The organism is Pseudoalteromonas sp. NGC95, from assembly GCF_015864705.1.
Classification (GTDB): Bacteria; Pseudomonadota; Gammaproteobacteria; order Enterobacterales; family Alteromonadaceae; genus Pseudoalteromonas; species Pseudoalteromonas arctica.
This window is the reverse complement of record NZ_JADYWR010000003.1, coordinates 238,075-258,765: the sequence shown is the minus strand read 5'-3', so window position 1 is coordinate 258,765 and position 20,691 is coordinate 238,075. Positions and strand designations below refer to the sequence as shown.

Below are 20,691 nucleotides of genomic sequence, written 5' to 3'. Positions count from 1 at the left end.
AGCGTCGACAACTTGTAATTTAAAGCCTAATGAATAATCTCGTTGTGTTCGTTTGATCGGTGTATTATTTGACTTGGTCATAATAAATCCTAAATGTGTAAACACATTTCAGGACGAGACATAGTAAAAATATAAGCCTGTACTAAGCCTGTAAGCAAACCCAGTGCCGTCATTACGATTGGGAATATAAAGGGTGTAATGGTTAACAAAATGCCAATGATCATTGCCCCGCTCATCATGTTGCCAAATAACCGCACAGCCAGAGCAAGTGTCCGTGATAATTCGCTAATAATATTAAATGGCAACATAATAAAAGTAGGAGCCATATAAGATTTTAAGTAATTGCCAAGCCCTTGTTCACTGATACCAAATAAAGGCACTGCAATAAATACGGTGAGCGCCAGTGCTGCTGTAGTCGATAACGACGCCGTGGGTGGCTCATAACCCGGAGCAATGGTGAACATGCTCGCGGTTACTAAAAATAAAAACAGTGTGCCTAAAAAAACAAGGTATTTTTTAGCGTCATTCAAGCCTACGTCTTCAATTTGTTGTGTGATCCCCGTTACTATAATTTCTAAAAAATTTTGCCAACGAGAACGCTTTAACGTGGTTGAAAGCTTACGGGTTATCAATATCGAACTAATCACCAAAACCAACATTAAAACCCAAGTGAAAACGATGGTTGCATTGAGTTTTAAAAAACCATTTTGCCAATAAATAACCGTATCAGGACTCAGGTGCATGATGTGTCACCTTTGCTAAATGAGAGGTTGATGCAGTACGGGTAACATAAGTGGTAATAAAACGGGCTATCAAAAAGCTAAATAAACACAGTGGTAATTGCAACCAAGATTTTGATAATAAGTCACTCGTCATCACACTATAAAAGCCACTTAAAGTAATTGCCATGCGTATAAATAAACTCAGCACAACCCATAGGGCTGGGTGAGTCGATACCATACTTTTTTGCACCGTCCACCACAGGCCACCAAAAAATAAGGCACCAAGCATTAGACCTACACTAACAATAATTAATACGCCAACTAGCTCATGCATCTTCGTCATCCTTTTGCTCTTGATGTATCGCGCTGTCTTCTTTGCTCATCCAGTGCCACGCGTTAAAGCACCCAAGCGCCAAACCCGCCACCAATAAAGCCAATGTCCATGACCGCTCAGTGGCATAATGCGAGTCGATATACACACCTAAACTTGCACCAAGTATGGTAGGCACTGCAACCGACCAACCAATAAGGCCCATCATTCCTAAACCAAACCATATTTTTTGATGAGAGTTAAGCCTTGCTTTTAGCTTACGCTGGGCTTTTATTTCTACTTGTTCTGCAAGTGTTGATGAACTGCTTTGTGAGTCTTTTGAACCTAGGTCGTCTTTTTTGTTTGTCATAAATAAATAGCTTTTAGTGGTTAAAGTCGAAAACGATTTAAAAAGCTACTTTCTAATTTAGCCATCACTGTTCTTACTTGTTGTGCTTGTTCATTGAGTGCCAAAAACTCTTTATCTACAGCGCTGCGAAGTGTCGCCAGATCAGTACCTAATATGGCACTTCGCACCGATACCAGCACAGTGTTTCCTGTTTTAATTAATACGCCCTCATCTACGGCTACAAATATCTCACCGTCTTTTTCGCAATTAAATGTCAAAATACCTGGGGTTAGTGGCGCAACACAGTCAAGGCGATTGGGTAAAAATCCGTACGATCCTTCGCTTGTTTCGGCAACAACATGAGTCACATCATGCCTGTCGAAAAATATCTCATATGGCAGCAATAATTTAAGGTGTATCTGAGTTTGCGTCACCGCTTGTATCCTCATTATTATTTACTGTGGATTTTATTTTGACCTCACTTATGGCACCTATCATATAAAGTGCACTCTCTGGCACGTTTTTAAATTCATCATTTAAAATGCGTTCACACCCATCTAGCGCATCATCAAGGCTAACAAGTTTGCCTTTATAACTAGTAAATTGCTCTGTTGTAAAAAATGGCTGAGTAAGAAAACGCTCTAAACGCCTTGCGCGTCCAACAATGTTGCGGTCCTCAACTGATAACTGTTCAAGCCCTAACATAGCAATAATATCTTTGAGTTCATTGTATTGCGCTAAGGTGCTACGTACCTTTTGTGCAAGTAAGTAGTGGCGCTCTCCCACAACCCCGGGGCTCGCCATTTTTGAATTAGATTGCAGGGGATCTATAGCCGGAAATAATCCTTCGCTAGCGCGTTTACGAGAGAGCACAATAGAAGCCGATAAATGAGAAAATGTATGAACTGCGGCCGGATCGGTAAAATCATCGGCAGGTACATACACCGCTTGAATAGAAGTAATAGCACCATTTTGTGTATTGGCAATTCGCTCTTCTAAGCCGGCAAGCTCTGTGCCCATAGTAGGCTGATAACCAAGCCTTGAAGGCATTTGCCCCATTAAGCCCGATACCTCAGAGCCTGCCTGAATAAAACGAAATATATTGTCGATTAGCAACAGCACATCTCGCTGCTCATCATCACGAAAATACTCAGCCATAGTTAAAGCTGCATGCCCCACCCTAAAACGACTCCCAGGTGGCTCGTTCATTTGCCCAAAAATCATCGCCATGTTTGGCAAAACGCCCGCGTCTTTCATTTCGCGATAAAGCTCTTCGCCTTCACGGCAGCGCTCACCTATGCCACAAAATAGGCTAACACCTTTGTGCTTGCCCACCATATTGTGAATCATTTCAGTCAATAACACTGTTTTTCCAACACCTGCACCGCCAAACAATCCCGCTTTGCCACCACGTTCTAACGGCACCAGCACATCAATTACTTTTATACCGGTTTCAAAAATCTCTGATTGAGTTGACCGTTCGGTTAATGGCACTGGCTTATTATGTACAGAGCGCCACTGAACATCTTTAAGCTCACCACCGCCATCAAGCGTGTTACCAAACACATCAAACATTCTCGATAAGGTTCCTTTACCAACAGGGGTAAGTAACGGTCCACCACTGTCAACAACTTCCATGCCACGCGCAAGTCCTTGTGTAGGCGTGAGCGCAATTGCTCTTACATGATGCTCATTGCGCTGCTCTAGCACTTCAAAAATACACTGTTTATTTTCGCCAGCACTAAGCATTGAATTAATCGCAGGTAGCTTTGTGTCAAAACGCACGTCAATTACGCTGCCGCGTATAGCGGTAATTGTACCGAGATTTTCAAATTTACTAATCGTGGATTGAGCTACAAAATTCATTGATGCGCCTGCCACTGCCAATTACGAATTTCAGGGAGATCTTGCCCATGCTTATTAATATATTTTTTATGCTCAATAAGCTTTTCTTCAAGCTGTTTTTTTAGTGCGTCTCTTTTTGTACCCAAGTTTGGCAGGCGTTCCAGTGTGTCTAACACTAAATGAAAACGATCAATCTCGTTTAATACCGTCATATCAAAAGCAGTTGTAATAGTGCCTTCTTCTTTATACCCGCGAACATGAATATTATGATGATTATTACGCTTGTACGTAAGCCTATGAATAAGCGTTGGGTAGCCATGAAATGCAAAAATAACCGGCTTATTAATAGTAAACAGAGTGTCAAAATCCTCTGCGATTAACCCGTGAGGATGTTCGGTATTAGGCTGTAAACGCATCAAATCAACCACGTTAACAACCCGGATTCTAAGATTACTAAAATGCTCGCGTAAAATCATAACGGCTGCCATCGTTTCCAATGTAGGCACATCACCACAACAAGCCATCACCACATCAGGTGTTGCATCTACGCTATTACCCGCCCATTGCCAAATGCCAATCCCTGCCTCACAATGTTTAACAGCTGCCACCATATCTAACCATTGCGGCGCAGGATGCTTGCCTGCAATAACGACATTAACGTAATGACGACTTCGCAAACAATGATCCATTACCGACAGCAAGCAGTTAGCATCAGGCGGTAAATAAACGCGCACAATTTCAGCTTTTTTATTAATAACATGATCGATAAAACCCGGATCTTGATGGGTAAAACCGTTGTGATCTTGTCGCCATACATGCGATGCCAGTAAATAATTAAGTGAAGCGATTTTTTTACGCCATGGTAAACCTGCCGCCACTTTTAACCATTTAGCATGTTGATTAAACATCGAGTCAATAATATGAATAAACGCTTCATAACTATTAAACAAACCATGGCGGCCGGTTAATAAATATCCTTCAAGCCAACCTTCGCATTGATGTTCACTCAGCATTTCCATTACTCTGCCACTAGGCGAAAGCTGCTCATCGTTGCTATGGGTTGCTGCATTCCACTGTCTATCGGTTACCTCTAACAGTGCACCTAAACCATTGGATACTGTTTCGTCAGGTCCAAATACTCTAAAATTACGTTGCTCGTCATTAAGCTCAACTATATCTCTCAAAAATGGACCTAAAACTCTGGTATCACCAATTCCTCGTATACCAGGAGAGATTACTTCGCATGCATAATCGCGAAAATCAGGCATATGCAAATCTTCTAGCAGCAACCCACCATTCGCATGAGGATTTGCTCCCATACGGCGATTCCCCGTTGGGGCCAATTCAGCAAGCTCTGGTAATAAACGCCCTTGTGAATCGAAAAGTGTTTCTGGATGATAGCTACGCAGCCAGCTTTCTAATAATTGCAAATGATCTGGATGAGCTGATGGGCTAGAAATAGGAACCTGATGCGCACGCGATGTTCCCTCTATCTGAAAACCATCTACGAGCTTTGGACCCGTCCACCCTTTAGGTGAAATGAGGATAATCATTGGCCAACGTGGACGAGTTGGATCGTTATTATCGAGAGCATCTTTTTTTATTTTTTTTATTTGATGTATTGCGACATCAAGTGCTTTAGCCATAGCCTGATGCATTAGCTCAGGCTCATGTCCTTCAACAAAAATAGGGCTCCAGCCATAACCGAACATTAATTGCTCTAATTCTTCACGGGTAATACGCGCTAAAACGGTAGGATTGGCAATTTTATACCCATTCAAATGCAATATAGGGAGAACAGCACCGTCACTGATAGGATTAAGAAACTTATTAGAATGCCATGCAGTTGCAATAGGCCCTGTTTCTGCCTCACCATCACCCACCACACAAGCAACTATTAAGTCTGGATTATCAAATACAGCTCCAAACGAATGACTCAAAGAATAGCCCAGCTCGCCACCTTCATGAATCGAGCCCGGACACTCGGGCGACACATGACTAGGAATGCCACCGGGAAACGAAAACTGCAAAAACAGTTTTTGCATACCTGCTTTATCTTGGCTTATATCAGGGTAAATTTCACTGTAGGTCCCCTCAAGATAAGTATTAGCAACCATAGCTTGCCCGCCATGCCCTGGGCCAGATACATAAATCATATTTAGATCGTGTATTTTAATAACGCGATTTAAATGCGCATAAATAAAATTTTGCCCGGGTGTTGTTCCCCAGTGCCCAAGCAACATATTTTTAATATCACTTAGTATCAGTGGGCGCTCTAAAAGTGGGTTATCGCATAAATAAATTTGACCTACCGACAGGTAATTCGTGGCACGCCAATATGCGTCAATTAACTCTAATTCTTTTGATGTTAATGAAGGAAGAATCATATGCAGGGTTTCCATCTTGTCGCATCCAAAAATGCTTAAGCCATGCTCTATATAAGAGCATGGCGAGGATTAGCCAGCGCACTAACTACGCAGTGGTAGTTATGTCCTGTTTTTTTTGCTCGAATTCTTTTTTGTCAATATCGCCGCTGGCGTATCTTTCATTAAGAATATCAATTGCTGTTTTATTAGACTCTAACCCATAGCGTCTATGGGTTCGGTAGCTATAACCCCAATGGCTTAAACTCGATATGAGCAATAACCACATACCAAACCATAAAAACCAACCCCAACCTGAGTACCACTCACTCCAAAATTCATGACCCATTTTAATCTCCACTTAAAATATGGAGCGCAAAACACTTACACCCCAATTAATACAATGAGTGTAAGTGAGTGATATTATTGGTTCTGTTCGCTAGCGTACGCATTTATTATTGTTAATCATAAGTAGTTGTTTTATTGAGCATTTACTTGCTGTTTCTATTAAATTTTGTTTCTATTAAAGTTAATTTCTATTAAGCCAACCTTTACGCCAAAAAATAAATATCATTGCTGTCGTTATCAAAATAAAAACACACCACAAAACGGGATATGCCCAAGTCCAGTTTAGCTCTGGCATGTATTTAAAGTTCATTCCATAAATTCCAGCTATAAATGTTAACGGTATAAAAACAGAAGATATAATAGTAAGCACTTTCATAATTTCATTCATACGATTTGAAATAGCTGACATGTATAGCTCACTTAAACCGCTTACCATTTCACGGTATGACTCAATAATTTCAACAATTTGAATATTATGCTCATACACATCTCTAAGGTAAGGGCGCGTAGAGTCATCTATTCTGCCTCCTTCCTCGCGATACAAATGGTCGATAACCTCTCGCATAGGCCAAACAATTCTTCTTAATAATGCCAATTCTCGTTTAATACTATGGATATGATGCAGTACGTGGGGAGTTGGATTTTCAAGTGTTGTTACTTCAAGTTCCTCAAGGATATCGCCATATTGTTCAAGTACCGGAAAACATTTATCAACCAGTTCATCAAGTAATGCATAAAGTAAATAACCAGTACCATTTTTGCGAATACGACGATTTTCTGTATGCAAACGACCGCGAACGGATTGCCACACGTCTCCTGGTTTTTCTTGAAAACTCAGTAAAACATTGTCATATAAAAGTAAGCTAACTTGCTCAATATCAAGGATTGTATTATTGGGCTCATGCGTCTCTAGCTTCAACATGCTTAATACAACAAATAAATGATCGTCAAAAAATTCGATACGAGGTCGCTGAGGTACATGTAAAATATCTTCTGCGGTGAGCGTATGAAATGCGAAATGATGTTGAAGTAAACCAACAATATAAGAGTCTGTATTACTCACGTGGATCCACCTCACTGTTGCCCACTCGGGTTGAGGAGTTTTTAAAAACTCATCAATATCACTAACCTCTTTGGCTTCTATACGGCTAGCTGAATAATCTATATAACGTATAACAGCATTGTTTGATCTTGTTGGCGCTAAAACACCAGCAACGTATTCAACTTTGGGTGACGGCCCAGAAATAGTGTTATATTTATGTTTTCTCGACTTGCGCACATTATATAGCCCCAATGCTGGAGCACCCAACTTTCTCTTTTTATTATGTATTAACATTATATGCTCGATTACTTTATTTAAAGTTAGCTGAATAAAGTGAGTATTATCAACACTTACAGCGCGAATAAAAGTCAGTCACAAAGCCACGCTACTCAAAAATAAGCATAGAGTCCGTGCGCTAACACTCAAATATAATGTCAGTTTTAAAAATACACTTCGCACGTTCTAATTATTCTTGTTATAGCGTTACCTAAAAATCAATGAAAAATAACATTGCTTGTTCGTCAGCGCACAGACCTTTGTTTTTCAAAAGCCGAAACTGGAAATATTAATCTACTTATCGTTTGTACTTTACAGCTTATAAAAGCATGGTTTTTTATAGATAAGCATTAGGGTCTGTTGACCTTTTAAGATAGAAATTTGTTCTATCTAGGGGCTATTTAATCGCGGCGCAAGGTTTGCAACCTAGCGGGCTCGGTAAAAACCGAGCAAAGCTTCCGCATCCAGCTCACGCTCTAGAATTAACCCAAAGGGCTGCGCATGTTTAACCTCAAAAGATAAACGTGCCCTAAATAAGAAGAAAGCACTTGATAAGCAAAAGCGCGTTAAAAACTGCAAAAATAATGCATTACAAATGCAAATAACCCACTAAAAAGGATCGTTATTATGTTACGTAGTATGAAAGACTTAGAAGGTTGTGCAATCGCTGCTAGTGACGGTATTGTAGGCAAAGAAAAAGATTTTTTGTTTGATGACCTAGCATGGGTGATACGTTATTTTGTTGTAGAAACAGGCACGTGGCTATCGAGTCGCAAAGTTTTAATTTCCCCTATTGCGGTGCAAAACCCAAATTGGGATGAAAAGATTTTCCCTGTTTTAATCAGTAAAGACCAAGTTAAAAATAGTCCTGGTATTGATACTAATAAACCCGTTTCACGACAACATGAAATGGATTACCTAAACTACTATGGATACCCGTATTACTGGATCGGTACTAATTTTTGGGGAAGCGGGATATATCCCTACTCCTTATATCCTGGCAATGACATTTTTGAACATAGTGTCGAAGGTGCCCGCAGCGCAAATCTAATTCATAAAAGTATAAAAAGTCAGCATGATCAAAAAGGGGATCCTAATCTTCGTAGTTGCAAAGCTATTATTGGCTATAACATACACGCTAAAGACGGAGACATTGGCCATGTATCAGGATTTTTAGTTGAAGAAAATACATGGGCGGTTCGTTACCTAATTGTTGAGACGAGCAATTGGTGGGGAGGACATCAAGCACTTATCCCGTCAGCATGGATTTACGAAGTGCAATGGCTCGACAACTCAATTTCAACTGATTTAGTTCGTAAAGCGATAAAAGATGCGCCGGTATATGAGTCAAATAAAGAGATAACTCAGGACTTTGAAGCAGCTGTTTTTCATCACTATGAACTTGCTGCATATTGGGAGAAAATTGCTAAAACAGTAAAATAAACAAAGTTAAAACAGGCACAAATTCCAAAACAAGCGTGTCTTAATCTGCCTTTTATAACACTCTTACCAAGCAAATATTCAAGGACGATATTTGCTTTTATACTTAAAAATATTTCCTCCAAATGTTACTTGTAAAAATCAGGTAAAATTCAAATAAAATAAGATCAATACACATCAATATAAAACAATTTTTTATTTGAATTTAAATTGTATTCAATTAAATCCACTTTATAAGAAAAACCGTAGTTGAGTAAATCACTTATACTATCAATACTCGTATCCGCCTTTCGATAGGTCAGTAGCTGCTTAATATCGTGGGCATAATGTCCTTGACGTGGAAATATAGTTGTTAAATCATCTTTCCACTGCGCTTTCATAGCAGCTAAAATACGTAACTTATCATCTACCATTACATAATGTTTAGCGGGGTACTGCTCTTTTATTGCTGCAAGCATTTGCTCTTTGTGAACATATATCAACACCCTTCCCTCCACTGCATCCCATAAACCGGAGCGTAAAATTCTAAGTGGTTGTAATACAATATCGCCATCAGACAAAATAACGGTGGGGCCAAATTGTTGTAAATGTTCAATCACAGCAAGTGCGTTAGGATAAAGCCTTTCTTTATATGGATAATTAATTAAAAAAGAAGAAATCAGATGCAATCTCGGATCATCAGAATGTTCCATTCGATAACACTGTAGTGCGCCCAAATAGTCGGCATAACCGAGTTCTTTACGAAGTTTTTCAAAAATAGACCAGTAATGGTCACTATTTTCACAACCAAATTCACCTTCTAAAAAATCTTTCAAATGGCTTAAAATAGTATCGCTATCGAGCAATGTATTATCAACATCCAGTAAAAATACGATATCGGGAACTGTTTGCACGCGCTGTCCTTAAAATAATTTAAGTACTTTATATTTTATTATATGAGTTTATTAATATTGACTCTGTACGGTATCGCGCCAAACAATGATTATTAAAGCTCATATATTCAACCCTCGTTACCTTCTCAAAATTACTATAAATACAGATAATGGGTAATTTATGTTCGCTGTGGCACAGACTCAAAATTACAAAGCCATTACGATAAAGCGGTCATACAAATTGTAGAATAGTCTTTTAAGCTATACGTAGTACTGCTTTTATACCAATCTGCTTAATTAAGTGAGCTATTTTGAGGTAAGAAAACCGTGTCGATAACAAGGCAAAAATTTCGTTATTTAGTTGTTCTTTTTCAGAAATTTTTAACACAGTTAGCGTCAGGTTTAAGCCCTCAAATTGATCAAGTATTATTGCACATTGGTATTACTATGATAAATCGAGCTTACATTCCACTTAAGATTGAGAATAATGTAACTACACTCAATGTTTTAATTTGGTATTAAGTTTTTTATTTTATCGAGTAATATTTTAGGAATAATCACATGAGTAATAACATCTCAAGTAATTCAGTATCAAAAACTAAATCTAATTTGAATAAAGAAGGTCTCAGCCGACATGACATGATTGAAGCTAAAGCTTACTCATTAGCTAGTGATCGTGACTTTACCGGTGACAATCACTTAAATGATTGGCTTGAGGCTGAAAAGGAAGTAGACGGACAACTACCAAAGTAGGTTAAATGTAAAAAGCCCACTAACAGCAGAACATACACAAATTTTAAAGCCCAGGCTCAATGAGCAACTTGCTGGGCTGTTTTGAAGCTATTACCGGATTTTATTTTTATGTAAATAAACTTATTAGATACCAAAATATATTAACTGATAATGGATAGTTTTCTAACGTTAGGTTTTTTTTCCATATAAGACTCCAACCTGTCTGTTTCTCTTTTTACAACCTCATAGCACTCGCATGACTGAGATTCTAATTGAGGTCGGTCTATCACACTAATATGACCACGTTTATAAGTGATAATACCCAGCTTTTGTAGTTTACCAGCGGCCTCAGTTACTCCCTCACGTCTTACGCCTAACATATTTGCTATTAGCTCTTGAGTCATTATTAAATTGTTACTCGGTAAACGGTCAATCGATAGTAAAAGCCAGCGGCTTAGTTGTTGCACTATACTATGATGACGATTACAAACTGCGGTTTGCGCTGTTTGGGTAATTAATGATTGCGTGTAACGTAACATGAGCATACGCATATCAGGCTCGCTATTAAATTGCCTGCGTAATTCACAAGCGGGTAAGCGATAAGCAGTACCAGCACTTTGCACAATAGCCCGGTTAGGAGTGCTTTCTCCCCCCATAAATACAGCTATACCTACCACCCCTTCATTACCGATAACTGATATTTCAGCAGATGAGCCATCAATCATCACATACAATAATGAAACAATACTATCTATTGGAAAATAAACGTAATCGAGCTTTTCACTTGTTTCATAAATAACTTCTCCAAGGGATAAATTGACTCGCTTTAAAAGCGGAAACATGCGGTGTTGTGCGTCAGTAGATAAAGCATTAAGCAGTTTGTTCTTCAATTGACCCATCTAATGTGAATTTCCTTTTTATATGCCCAACTTATAACTAATAAAACCTAAAAGTAATGGCTTTGAAAGTATGTAAGTCAGGATATTTTAATAATAAACTCGGATTTGTTTATACAGTTATTAGGCGCTAGAAATGAAAGGTCGTTGCTTTTTGATAATAAAAATTGTTCTATTTTTATTAAAGAATTTTAAGGTGCCTTTATTATTTTATATACGTTTATTCACTTTAAATATAAGCCGACACTCCCAGCTGTACTTCACTGAAATAATAAAATACTCAATATAACAAGGCGAATATGTACGCTAACACACATAGTCTAAATTTATCTGCCTTTAGTTGATATATATGCATAATGGTTGATGACATTTAAAGATAATCCACACCATAAAATGGCGACAACTCACTGTTATAAAACACAAAATAGAACTCTACTATTAGACTATGTGTGTTGACGAACCGACCCTTAACGAAGCTTGTTATATGTTGATGTATGTATTCAACAATAAGATAAACTTTATGAATATTTTTAATGATTACTTGCTCACCTCTAATAACCAAAATAATTTAAAACATCTTTTTTTAAATCCAGTGATAAATTTAACCGTCAATATCTTCACTACGACGTTTAGTCTCAAGTATTTACCACGATGAATAAAAATAAGCTTATCAACATCCTTTCGCCATTTTTCCCTTGGCTTAAATCAGCTCCCCCAAAAGAACAAATCCCCATTCGATCAGAGCTCTTAAGTGCTGAACAAATGGAAAAACATGCAAAATCACTAGCAAAAAGTCATATTTTAGATGCTAAAAACACTCAAGATCAGCTACTTGAGCGCCTAGACGAAAACGAAAAAGTACTGATTAAAGCCAATAGTTTATTAACCATTGCCGTTAAAGCAAAGCAGCCTATAGTGCCCTCTGGTGAGTGGTTACTCGATAATTTTTATCTTATTGAAGAGCAAATTCGTACCGCTCGGCTTCATTTACCTAAGCACTATAGTCAGGAACTGCCACGTTTAGAGCAAGGTGCCTCTTTAGGTATGCCGCGAGTTTATGATATTGCGTTAAATGTAATTTCCCATGGCGACGGACGTGTAGATAGCGAAATTCTAGCGCAATTTTTAGCCGCGTATCAAACAGTAACAACGCTTAACCTTGGTGAACTCTGGGCCATTCCAATTATGCTAAGGTTAGCCTTAATTGAAAACCTACAACGCGTAAGTACACGTATCATAATCGCACGCCAGCACCTAAATCTAGCCCAACAGTGGGCTAATCAAATGTTAGAAATTGCTGAGCAAGACCCTAATAGTTTAATTTTAGTTATTGCCGACATGGCACGCTCAAAGCCTCCTATGGAAAGCGCTTTTGTAGCAGAGCTAACTCGTTTATTACAAGGGCATGGTTCGGCATTAGCACTTCCCCTTACTTGGATTGAACAACAACTAGCTGATTCGAGTTTAACCATAGAACAACTAGTACAAAAAGAGAATCAGCAACAAGCCGCTGATCAAGTCTCAATTAGCAATAACATTAGTAGCTTACGCTGGTTGACCGCGATGAACTGGGCGGATTTTGTAGAAGATCATAGCGCTGTAGAACACATTTTGCGCCAAGATATAGAAGGTGTGTATGGTTATATGGACTTTATCACGCGAGATAGTTACAGAAAAATCATAGATCAACTCGCTAAGCGAAGCTCATTTTCAGAAGTCGATATAGCTAAAAAAGCAATAAAATTAGCCCAGCAGGCTGATCAAGCCCAAACAATATCAAACACAACGCTTGCGCCTAACCATGTAGGCTACTATTTAATTGATAAAGGTTTTACGCAATTAAAGCAGCGCATAACAGTAAAAACGTCTATTTTGAAAACGTTATTTTCGCAAGCCAAGCGTATAACATTAATACTTTATTTAGGAGCAATTATATCCTTAACAGCCCTAATTAGTGCCTCTTTTATGGCTATGGTCGTTCCTGATAACATACCTCACTGGCAGTTTATTCTTTTAATAATTTTAACTTTATTCGGAGCAAGTCAATTAGCCTCAGCACTCGTAAACTGGATAGTTACCTTGCTAGTCGACCCACAACGATTACCCAGAATGGACTATTCAAAAGGGATGCCAGCGCAAAATAAAACATTCGTAGTAATCCCTACAATGCTTACCAGCTCTATAGGTATTGAGCAGTTATTAGAAGTACTCGAAGTTAGATTTTTAGGTAATCGCGATCAACATATACACTTTGCTCTACTGACCGACTTTACTGATGCAGAGCAACAAACACTCCCCACAGACGAAGCGTTGCTATCGCAAGTACGCCTTGGTATAGAAAACCTTAATGCCAAATATGCAGAGCCTTCTCTTTTACAGCAAGAAAGTCGCTTTTTTTTACTGCATCGCCCACGAACCTGGAATCCAAAAGAGCAAATTTGGATGGGGTTTGAACGTAAACGCGGAAAATTATCAGATCTAAACGCACTACTTCGAAACCCAATAGAACATGCATTTGAACTTATCGTCGGTGATATTAACGCTATACAAAAAGTTAAATATGTCATTACTTTAGATACCGATACACAACTTCCACGAGATTGTGCCCGTCAGTTAGTTGCGACCATGGCGCACCCTTTAAATCAACCAAGATTTGATGAAAAAAGACAATGTATTGTAGGCGGCTACGGCATTTTACAACCACGTATGGCAGCAAGTCTATCGGGACATAACCCTTCTCGTTACTCGCAATTATTTGGTGAAGAACCGGGTATCGACCCATATACGCGTTCAATATCCGATGTATACCAAGACCTCTTTTCACAAGGCTCATTTATCGGTAAAGGTATATACGATATAGATGCATTTGAACAAACACTTGGTAACCGTTTACCACAAAACCAAATACTCAGCCATGATTTACTCGAAGGTTGCTATGCTCGCTCGGGGTTGATTAGTGATGTGCACTTGTACGAAGAATACCCTACACGTTACAACACTGATATGTGTCGGCGTGAGCGCTGGATCAGAGGAGATTGGCAAATTGTGCGCTGGTTACTTCCTCGTGTTTTAAACACTCGAAGCGATAAATGTCAAAATCCTTTGTCACCTTTATCACGTTGGAAAATTCTTGATAATTTACGTCGAAGTATCGAACCACTCGCAATCTTTTTATTACTTACGGTAGGTTGGTTTACAGCAGCTAATCCATTGAAATGGACCCTTGCCATAAGTGCTATTTATTTATTACCGCCATTGCTGAGCGCGCTAATTTCGTCGATGCGCAAACCCGCAGAAATGCTGATGTCCCATCATTTGCATGATGTTTTACAGTGCTTTGTTCGTCAACTTATTCAAATCGGTTTTCGTTTAGCATGTTTACCTTTTGAGGCTGTGTTTAACTTAACCGCAATATTACGTAGTGCGGGTCGAATGCTGTTTACTCAACGTCGTTTATTAGAGTGGCATGTCACAGATCATAAATCTAATCATGTAGTAAATGCCTTAATAAATAGTTATTACACTATGTGGACTGCGCCATTTATTGCGATTACTTTAATCGCTTCGCTACTTTACTTTGCCCCTTTACACTTAACTTTTACAAATATATTAGCTGTATTTCCTCTACTTTTATTATGGCTTTTATCACCGGCTATAACATGGTGGTTTAGTGAGCCTAAACTCGATAATTTAGCGCCACTGAGCGACAAGCAACAATTATTTTTACAAACTATTGCCCGTAAAACATGGGCTTTTTTCGACCACTTTAACACTGCAGACGATCATTGGTTAATTCCCGATAACTATCAAGAGGAAGCCGGTCCTGTTATTGCGCACCGTACATCGCCTACTAATATTGGTCTGTCTTTACTGGCTAACGTTAGCGCCTATGATTTTGGTTTTATTGTACAAAGTGATTTAATTCAACGCACGCAAGATTGCTTTAATACCCTCGATAAACTCGAGCGTCACGAAGGGCATTTTTATAACTGGTACGACACACAAACATTGCAACCTTTGCCACCGCGCTATATTTCATCAGTAGATAGCGGTAACTTAGCCGGTCACCTTTTAACTTTACAAATAGCATTAAAAGAACTCCCTTCTAAACCTATTGTTCACCCACAAATGTTTGAAGGCATAAGTATCACTTTGGCTATTGTGGCAAACTTGTTTAAAACATTGCAATTAGACTCAGCGCAAAATAAAAACAATATTATCGATACCGCTATTAATGCCATGAGCTCAATACTTAACGCTGTTCGTATCACTGCGCCTACAAATCTATATGACGTTGAACAGCACTTAATTACACTCAATAATAATGCGCGAATATTGTTAGAGAATATAAAGCAAGACGCTACTAATGATTTAGATACAAAGTCGCAAGAGCATAAAGTATGGACTCAAGACTTACAAAGGCAATGCCAGCGTACCCTAAACGAACTCTATTTATTTTCGCCATGGCTCAAACTAACTAATCCGCCAGTTAGCTTAAAACTGCAATTTCTTGATTCTAATATTTTGACAATGCAGCAATTAGTTAAACGTTGCCCCGACACTATTAACGCAATTGATGCGCTTTTATCATCGGTATTACCATCCGACGAAACTCAGTGGCTTTCTTCATTACGTATTCATACTTTAGCCAGTACACAGCTTGCCAAAGATTGCATTTCGCAATGTGACAAATTAGCCAACAGAGCGATTGAATTTGCACAAATGGAATATGCATTTTTATATGATGAGTCTCGCCATTTATTGGCTATTGGTTATAACGTAGATGAGCATCGACGTGACACCAGTTTTTACGATTTACTGGCATCTGAAGCACGTTTAGCCAGTTTTATTGCTATAGCACAAGGTAAATTGCCACAGCAAACCTGGTTCGCTCTAAGTCGCCTACTAACCAGCGCTGGCGCCGAGCCGGTGCTGGTGTCGTGGAGTGGCTCTATGTTTGAGTACCTTATGCCCATGTTAGTTATGCCTAGCTACGACGGTACATTGCTTGAACAGACTTGCCGTGCAGCGGTTACCCGACAAATTGATTATGGAAAAAGACAAAACGTACCGTGGGGCATATCTGAGTCGGCATACAATACGGTAGATGCTTCTCTTAATTTTCAATATCATGCCTTTGGCGTACCGGGTTTAGGGCTAAAACGAGGCTTATCAGAAGACCTCGTCATCGCTCCCTACGCGTCTGCATTGGCATTAATGGTTAACCCACAAGCCGCGTGCGAAAATCTTCAACTGTTAGCTGATAGTGGACTTGAGGGACATTACGGATTGTATGAGGCAATAGATTACACCCCTGCCCGTTTATCCAGAGATCAAAAAAGCGCAGTCATTCGCTCCTTTATGGCTCACCATCAAGGTATGAGCTTACTTGCATTGGCATATCATTTACTTGACCAGCCTATGCAAAAACGCTTTGAATCAGACCCTTTACTGCAATCAGCTTTGCTATTACTACAAGAGCGCGTGCCTAAAACATCTATATTCCAACCTCATATAGACCAATACGCAGAGAGCGGAGCGTTATTTGAACATGCAAAAATAAAGGTTAATCCACCTATTCCAGCCATTACCCCAACACCCCAAGTACAGCTACTTTCAAATGGTCGTTACCATGTAATGCTTACAAATGCAGGAGGTGGCTACAGCCGCTGGACCGACTTAGCCGTTACACGGTGGCGTGAGGATCCTACTTGCGACAATTGGGGAACATTTGTCTACGTTAGAGACACAGCCACAGGCGACTTTTGGTCGGCAGCCCACCAGCCAACGCTAAAACCAGCCCAGTCGTATAGCGCATCATTTTCTGAAGGTCGCGCTGAGTTTCGCCGAAGCGATCAGCATATAGAAACTTACACTGAAATCGTTGTCTCTCCGGAGGACGATATTGAACTTCGTCGTATACGCTTAAGTAATCACTCACCCGATACCCGTACAATTGATATAACCACTTATGCAGAAGTTGTAATGGCAAACCCTGCAGCCGACCTTATGCAACCGTCATTTAGTAATTTGTTTGTACAAACTGAAATACTTCCAAGTGGCAATGCCATTTTATGCACTCGTCGTGCACGCTCTGCTGATGAAAAAACACCTTGGATGTTTCATTTACTTTCAACACGCGTCAATAGCAGTACAACAAAAGTCGGAACCCTGTCTTGTACAACTGATCGCATGCAATTTATTGGTAGAGGTCGCTCTTTGGTTTCACCACAAGCAATGCTAGAAATGGGCGAACTTGACGCTAAACAAGGGTCAGTGCTTGATCCTATTGTTGCTATTCGTGCTCCTGTGGCTTTACTTGCTGGCAGTGTAGTAACACTCGATGTAATAACGGGTATGGCACAAAGTAGACAGGCTTGCCTTGCGTTAATTGCTAAATATCAAGATCATCACATTACCGATCGAGCACTTGATTTAGCATGGACTCATAGCGATGTGACCTTACGCCAAATTAACGCCAATGAAGCAGATGCTCAACTCTACCGGCAGCTGGCTGGGTATATTTTGTATGCCAATGCAACTCTTCGGGCTAACGCATCTGTATTAATACAAAATCGTCGAGGACAATCTGGACTATGGGGCTACTCAATTTCTGGCGACTTACCTATCATATTATTAAAAGTAGCCAGCGGTAATAATATTGAAATTGCCCGCCAACTTATTCAATGCCATGCATATTGGCGCTTAAAAGGGCTTGTCGCTGATTTAGTCATTTGGAATGAAGAGCAAGTTGGTTACCGACAAGGTTTGCAAGACCAAATTATGGGGCTAATCGCAACGGGCACTGAGTCTCATTATATTGATCGCCCTGGCGGGATATTCGTTCGCTCAGCAGAACAAATTTCGAATGAAGACCGCATACTGTTACAAGCCGTTTCGCGGATTATTATTGATCAAAGTGGCACATTGGCAGAGCAAGTAAACCGTCGAACGCTTGCAGAGAAAAACGTAAAGGGATTAATCCCAACTCAAGCATTACATCCCAAAATCAATCAAGCGCTTGGCAATACTCAAGAAAACTTACTTTTAAATAATGGACTGGGTGGGTTTAGTGAAGATGGTCGCGAATATATTATTACCACCACCGAAGCGAATAAAACCCCTCTGCCTTGGGTTAATGTGCTAGCAAACGCACATTTTGGCAGCGTTATTGACGAAAATGGTTTTGCTTATACGTGGAGCGAAAACGCCCATGAGTTTCGTTTAACGCCGTGGAGTGCAGACACTACAGGCTCATCTGGTGGCGAAGCCTTTTATTTACGTGATGAAGATACAGGTAAATTTTGGTCACCTTGTGCGATGCCAAAACGTGGGGCTAATCCCTATATAACCCGCCATGGCTTTGGTTATAGTACCTTTGAGCACAGTGAAACCGGCATCGAATCCTCTCTTTGTGTGTATGTAGATACACTCGACGCCGTAAAATACTCGGTATTAAAAATTAAAAACAACTCATTAACTACCAGGCGCCTAAGTGCAACAGGTTATGTTGAATGGGTACTTGGCGATCTTCGTTCTAAAACAGCGCTACACCTTGTAACAGAAATTGATGCTAAGAGCGGTGCATTGGTTGCCTCTAATGCCTATAACTCAGAGTTTGGTGGCAGAGTTGCTTTTTTTGACGTTGATGATATGTCACGAACACTAACAGGAGACCGTAGCGAGTTTATTGGTCGCAATAAAACATTACACGACCCCCAGGCAATGACTCGTACTCATTTATCTGGCAACTTAGGAGCGGCACTCGATCCGTGCGGTGCAATTCAAGTCCCTTTTGAACTGCAAAGTGAACAAGAGCGCACAATTATTTTTAGGCTCGGTGCTGCGCAAAATAAAGAGCAAGCAAGTACCCTTGCTTTAAAACTCAGAAAACCCGGTACAGCACGCATTGCACTCGAAAAAGTCACTGATTTTTGGCAGCAAACACTGGGCAGTGTCCAGGTTAATACCCCCGACCCTGCATTGAATGTATTAGCAAATGGCTGGCTTGTGTACCAAACTTTAGCATGTCGCTTTTGGGCTCGCAGTGGGTTTTATCAAAGTGGTGGCGCGTTTGGCTTTCGCGATCAGTTACAAGATGCCATGGCATTAATACATGCTTCGCCTGCATTACTAAGGGAGCACATACTGTACTGCGCCACACGTCAGTATAGCGAAGGTGATGTGCAACATTGGTGGCACCCACCATCAGGGCGCGGTGTAAGAACACGCTGTTCAGACGATTATTTATGGCTACCATTAGCTACGTGTCGTTACATTAAAGGCACTGATGACATAACTATTTTAGATGAGCTAATGCCCTTTATTGAAGGTCGCCCCCTTAAAGACGACGAAGAATCCTATTACGACTTACCCTCTGTGAGTGCAGCAAGGTCGAGCCTTTACCAGCATTGCGTGTTGGCAATTGAGCATGGTTTACACTTTGGAGAAAAAGGTTTACCGTTAATGGGCTCAGGAGATTGGAATGACGGTATGAGCCTTGTTGGAATACACGGCAAAGGCGAAAGCGTTTGGCTGGGGTTCTTTTTATATAAAATACTACAAGAATTTTCACCTATTGCTGCATTACATGGCGATATAGAGTTTGCTACTCGTTGTGACGATGAAGCACAAAAACTACAAGGTAACCTAGCTAAACACGCATGGGACGGAGCTTGGTATCGTCGCGCATGGTTTGACGACGGAACCGCGCTGGGCTCATCACAAAGCCCAGAGTGCACTATTGACTCAATAGCGCAAAGTTGGTCAGTGCTCTCTGGTGCAGCTAATAATGAGCGCTCTACGCAAGCAATGTCGTCTTTGTATCAGCATTTGGTCAATAGCGATGATAAATTAATCCAATTACTCAATCCGCCTTTTGATAAATCAAAAATGAACCCTGGTTATATAAAAGGTTACGTCCCGGGCGTGCGCGAAAATGGCGGGCAGTATACGCATGCCGCTATTTGGGCAAGCATGGCATTTGCTCAACAAGGCGACAAAAAAAGAGCCTGGGAATTGATGAATATAATCAATCCATTAAATCATGCTAAAAACGCCGAACAAGTTGAAACCTATAAAGGCGAACCTTATGTCGTAGCCGCCGATGTTTATGCCGTTGCTCCGCATATTGGACGAGGCGGTTGGACGTGGTATACCGGATCTGCGGGTTGGTTATACCGACTAATAATAGAATCTTTATTAGGTGTAACACGAACAGGAAATAAGCTAACCATTTCACCGTGTATTCCAGAGGATTGGAGCACCTACTCAATCGACTATCGCTTCGAGAGCACCTATTACCATATTACAATTGAGCAAATTATAGGGGATAAAAAACATAATAAAAGTGAGCTAATACTTGACGGTATAGCGCTTGAATCAACTTATATTCCACTTGAAAACGATAAGCAAAAGCATGAAGTTCACCTAAGCGTTTACTCAATGACTTCTAATAAATTGAAACCAAGTAAAATATAAACAAACGAATTAAGGA

13 protein-coding genes are annotated in these 20,691 nt (G+C 40.1%); 3 read left to right on the top strand and 10 right to left on the bottom strand.

Annotated features, from left to right (window positions below; all coding sequences use genetic code 11):
- Positions 1-89 precede the first annotated feature (89 nt).
- The 8 genes from I6E70_RS04920 to corA form a co-directional block, all read right to left on the bottom strand.
- Positions 90-743 carry a F0F1 ATP synthase subunit A gene (locus tag I6E70_RS04920; protein WP_197188176.1) on the bottom strand — a complete coding sequence of 218 codons (654 nt, stop codon included), beginning with the start codon at positions 741-743 and terminating at the stop codon, positions 90-92.
- The gene (locus I6E70_RS04915) at positions 727-1,056 is read right to left on the bottom strand and encodes an ATP synthase subunit I (protein ID WP_024594210.1); all 330 of its coding nucleotides are present in this window, start codon (positions 1,054-1,056) and stop codon (positions 727-729) included. The genes I6E70_RS04920 and I6E70_RS04915 overlap by 17 nt, the downstream gene beginning before the upstream one ends.
- Positions 1,049-1,402 carry an AtpZ/AtpI family protein gene (locus I6E70_RS04910; protein WP_024607604.1) on the bottom strand — a complete coding sequence of 118 codons (354 nt, stop codon included), beginning with the start codon at positions 1,400-1,402 and terminating at the stop codon, positions 1,049-1,051. Before I6E70_RS04910 ends, I6E70_RS04915 begins: the two co-directional genes overlap by 8 nt.
- A gap of 20 nt (positions 1,403-1,422) precedes the next feature.
- Positions 1,423-1,749 carry a F0F1 ATP synthase subunit epsilon gene (locus tag I6E70_RS04905; RefSeq protein ID WP_290293871.1) on the bottom strand — a complete coding sequence of 109 codons (327 nt, stop codon included), beginning with the start codon at positions 1,747-1,749 and terminating at the stop codon, positions 1,423-1,425.
- A gap of 40 nt (positions 1,750-1,789) precedes the next feature.
- Positions 1,790-3,247 carry a F0F1 ATP synthase subunit beta gene (gene atpD, locus I6E70_RS04900; RefSeq protein WP_101163439.1) on the bottom strand — a complete coding sequence of 486 codons (1,458 nt, stop codon included), beginning with the start codon at positions 3,245-3,247 and terminating at the stop codon, positions 1,790-1,792.
- Positions 3,244-5,628, bottom strand: a complete 2,385-nt coding sequence (locus I6E70_RS04895) for a phosphoketolase family protein (protein WP_197188175.1) — start codon at positions 5,626-5,628, stop codon at positions 3,244-3,246. The genes atpD and I6E70_RS04895 overlap by 4 nt, the downstream gene beginning before the upstream one ends.
- Before the next feature lie 70 nt (positions 5,629-5,698).
- Complete coding sequence (locus I6E70_RS04890; protein ID WP_008168384.1) at positions 5,699-5,938, bottom strand: SHOCT domain-containing protein; 240 nt, start codon at positions 5,936-5,938, stop codon at positions 5,699-5,701.
- 180 nt (positions 5,939-6,118) lie between these two features.
- Entirely contained in the window at positions 6,119-7,216 is a 1,098-nt protein-coding gene (gene corA, locus I6E70_RS04885; RefSeq protein WP_331459186.1) for a magnesium/cobalt transporter CorA, read from the bottom strand.
- A gap of 666 nt (positions 7,217-7,882) precedes the next feature.
- On the opposite strand from corA, the gene I6E70_RS04880 reads away from it, so the two are divergent.
- Positions 7,883-8,698 (top strand): PRC-barrel domain-containing protein, encoded by an 816-nt coding sequence (locus I6E70_RS04880; RefSeq protein ID WP_101163438.1) that lies wholly within the window; start codon positions 7,883-7,885, stop codon positions 8,696-8,698.
- A 164-nt stretch (positions 8,699-8,862) separates the two neighbouring features.
- On the opposite strand, the gene I6E70_RS04875 is transcribed toward I6E70_RS04880, so the two are convergent.
- Entirely contained in the window at positions 8,863-9,588 is a 726-nt protein-coding gene (locus I6E70_RS04875; protein ID WP_197188174.1) for an HAD family hydrolase, read from the bottom strand.
- 540 nt (positions 9,589-10,128) lie between these two features.
- Here I6E70_RS04875 and I6E70_RS04870 point away from each other — a divergent pair.
- Positions 10,129-10,320, top strand: coding sequence for a DUF2934 domain-containing protein (locus tag I6E70_RS04870; RefSeq protein ID WP_010552595.1), 192 nt, complete (start codon positions 10,129-10,131; stop codon positions 10,318-10,320).
- A gap of 140 nt (positions 10,321-10,460) precedes the next feature.
- Here the strand turns inward: I6E70_RS04870 and I6E70_RS04865 are convergent, their stop codons facing one another.
- Entirely contained in the window at positions 10,461-11,198 is a 738-nt protein-coding gene (locus I6E70_RS04865; protein WP_024590349.1) for a Crp/Fnr family transcriptional regulator, read from the bottom strand.
- Between the two features lie 648 nt (positions 11,199-11,846).
- Here I6E70_RS04865 and I6E70_RS04860 point away from each other — a divergent pair.
- Complete coding sequence (locus tag I6E70_RS04860; RefSeq protein ID WP_197188173.1) at positions 11,847-20,675, top strand: GH36-type glycosyl hydrolase domain-containing protein; 8,829 nt, start codon at positions 11,847-11,849, stop codon at positions 20,673-20,675.
- The last annotated feature ends 16 nt before the right edge of the window (positions 20,676-20,691 follow it).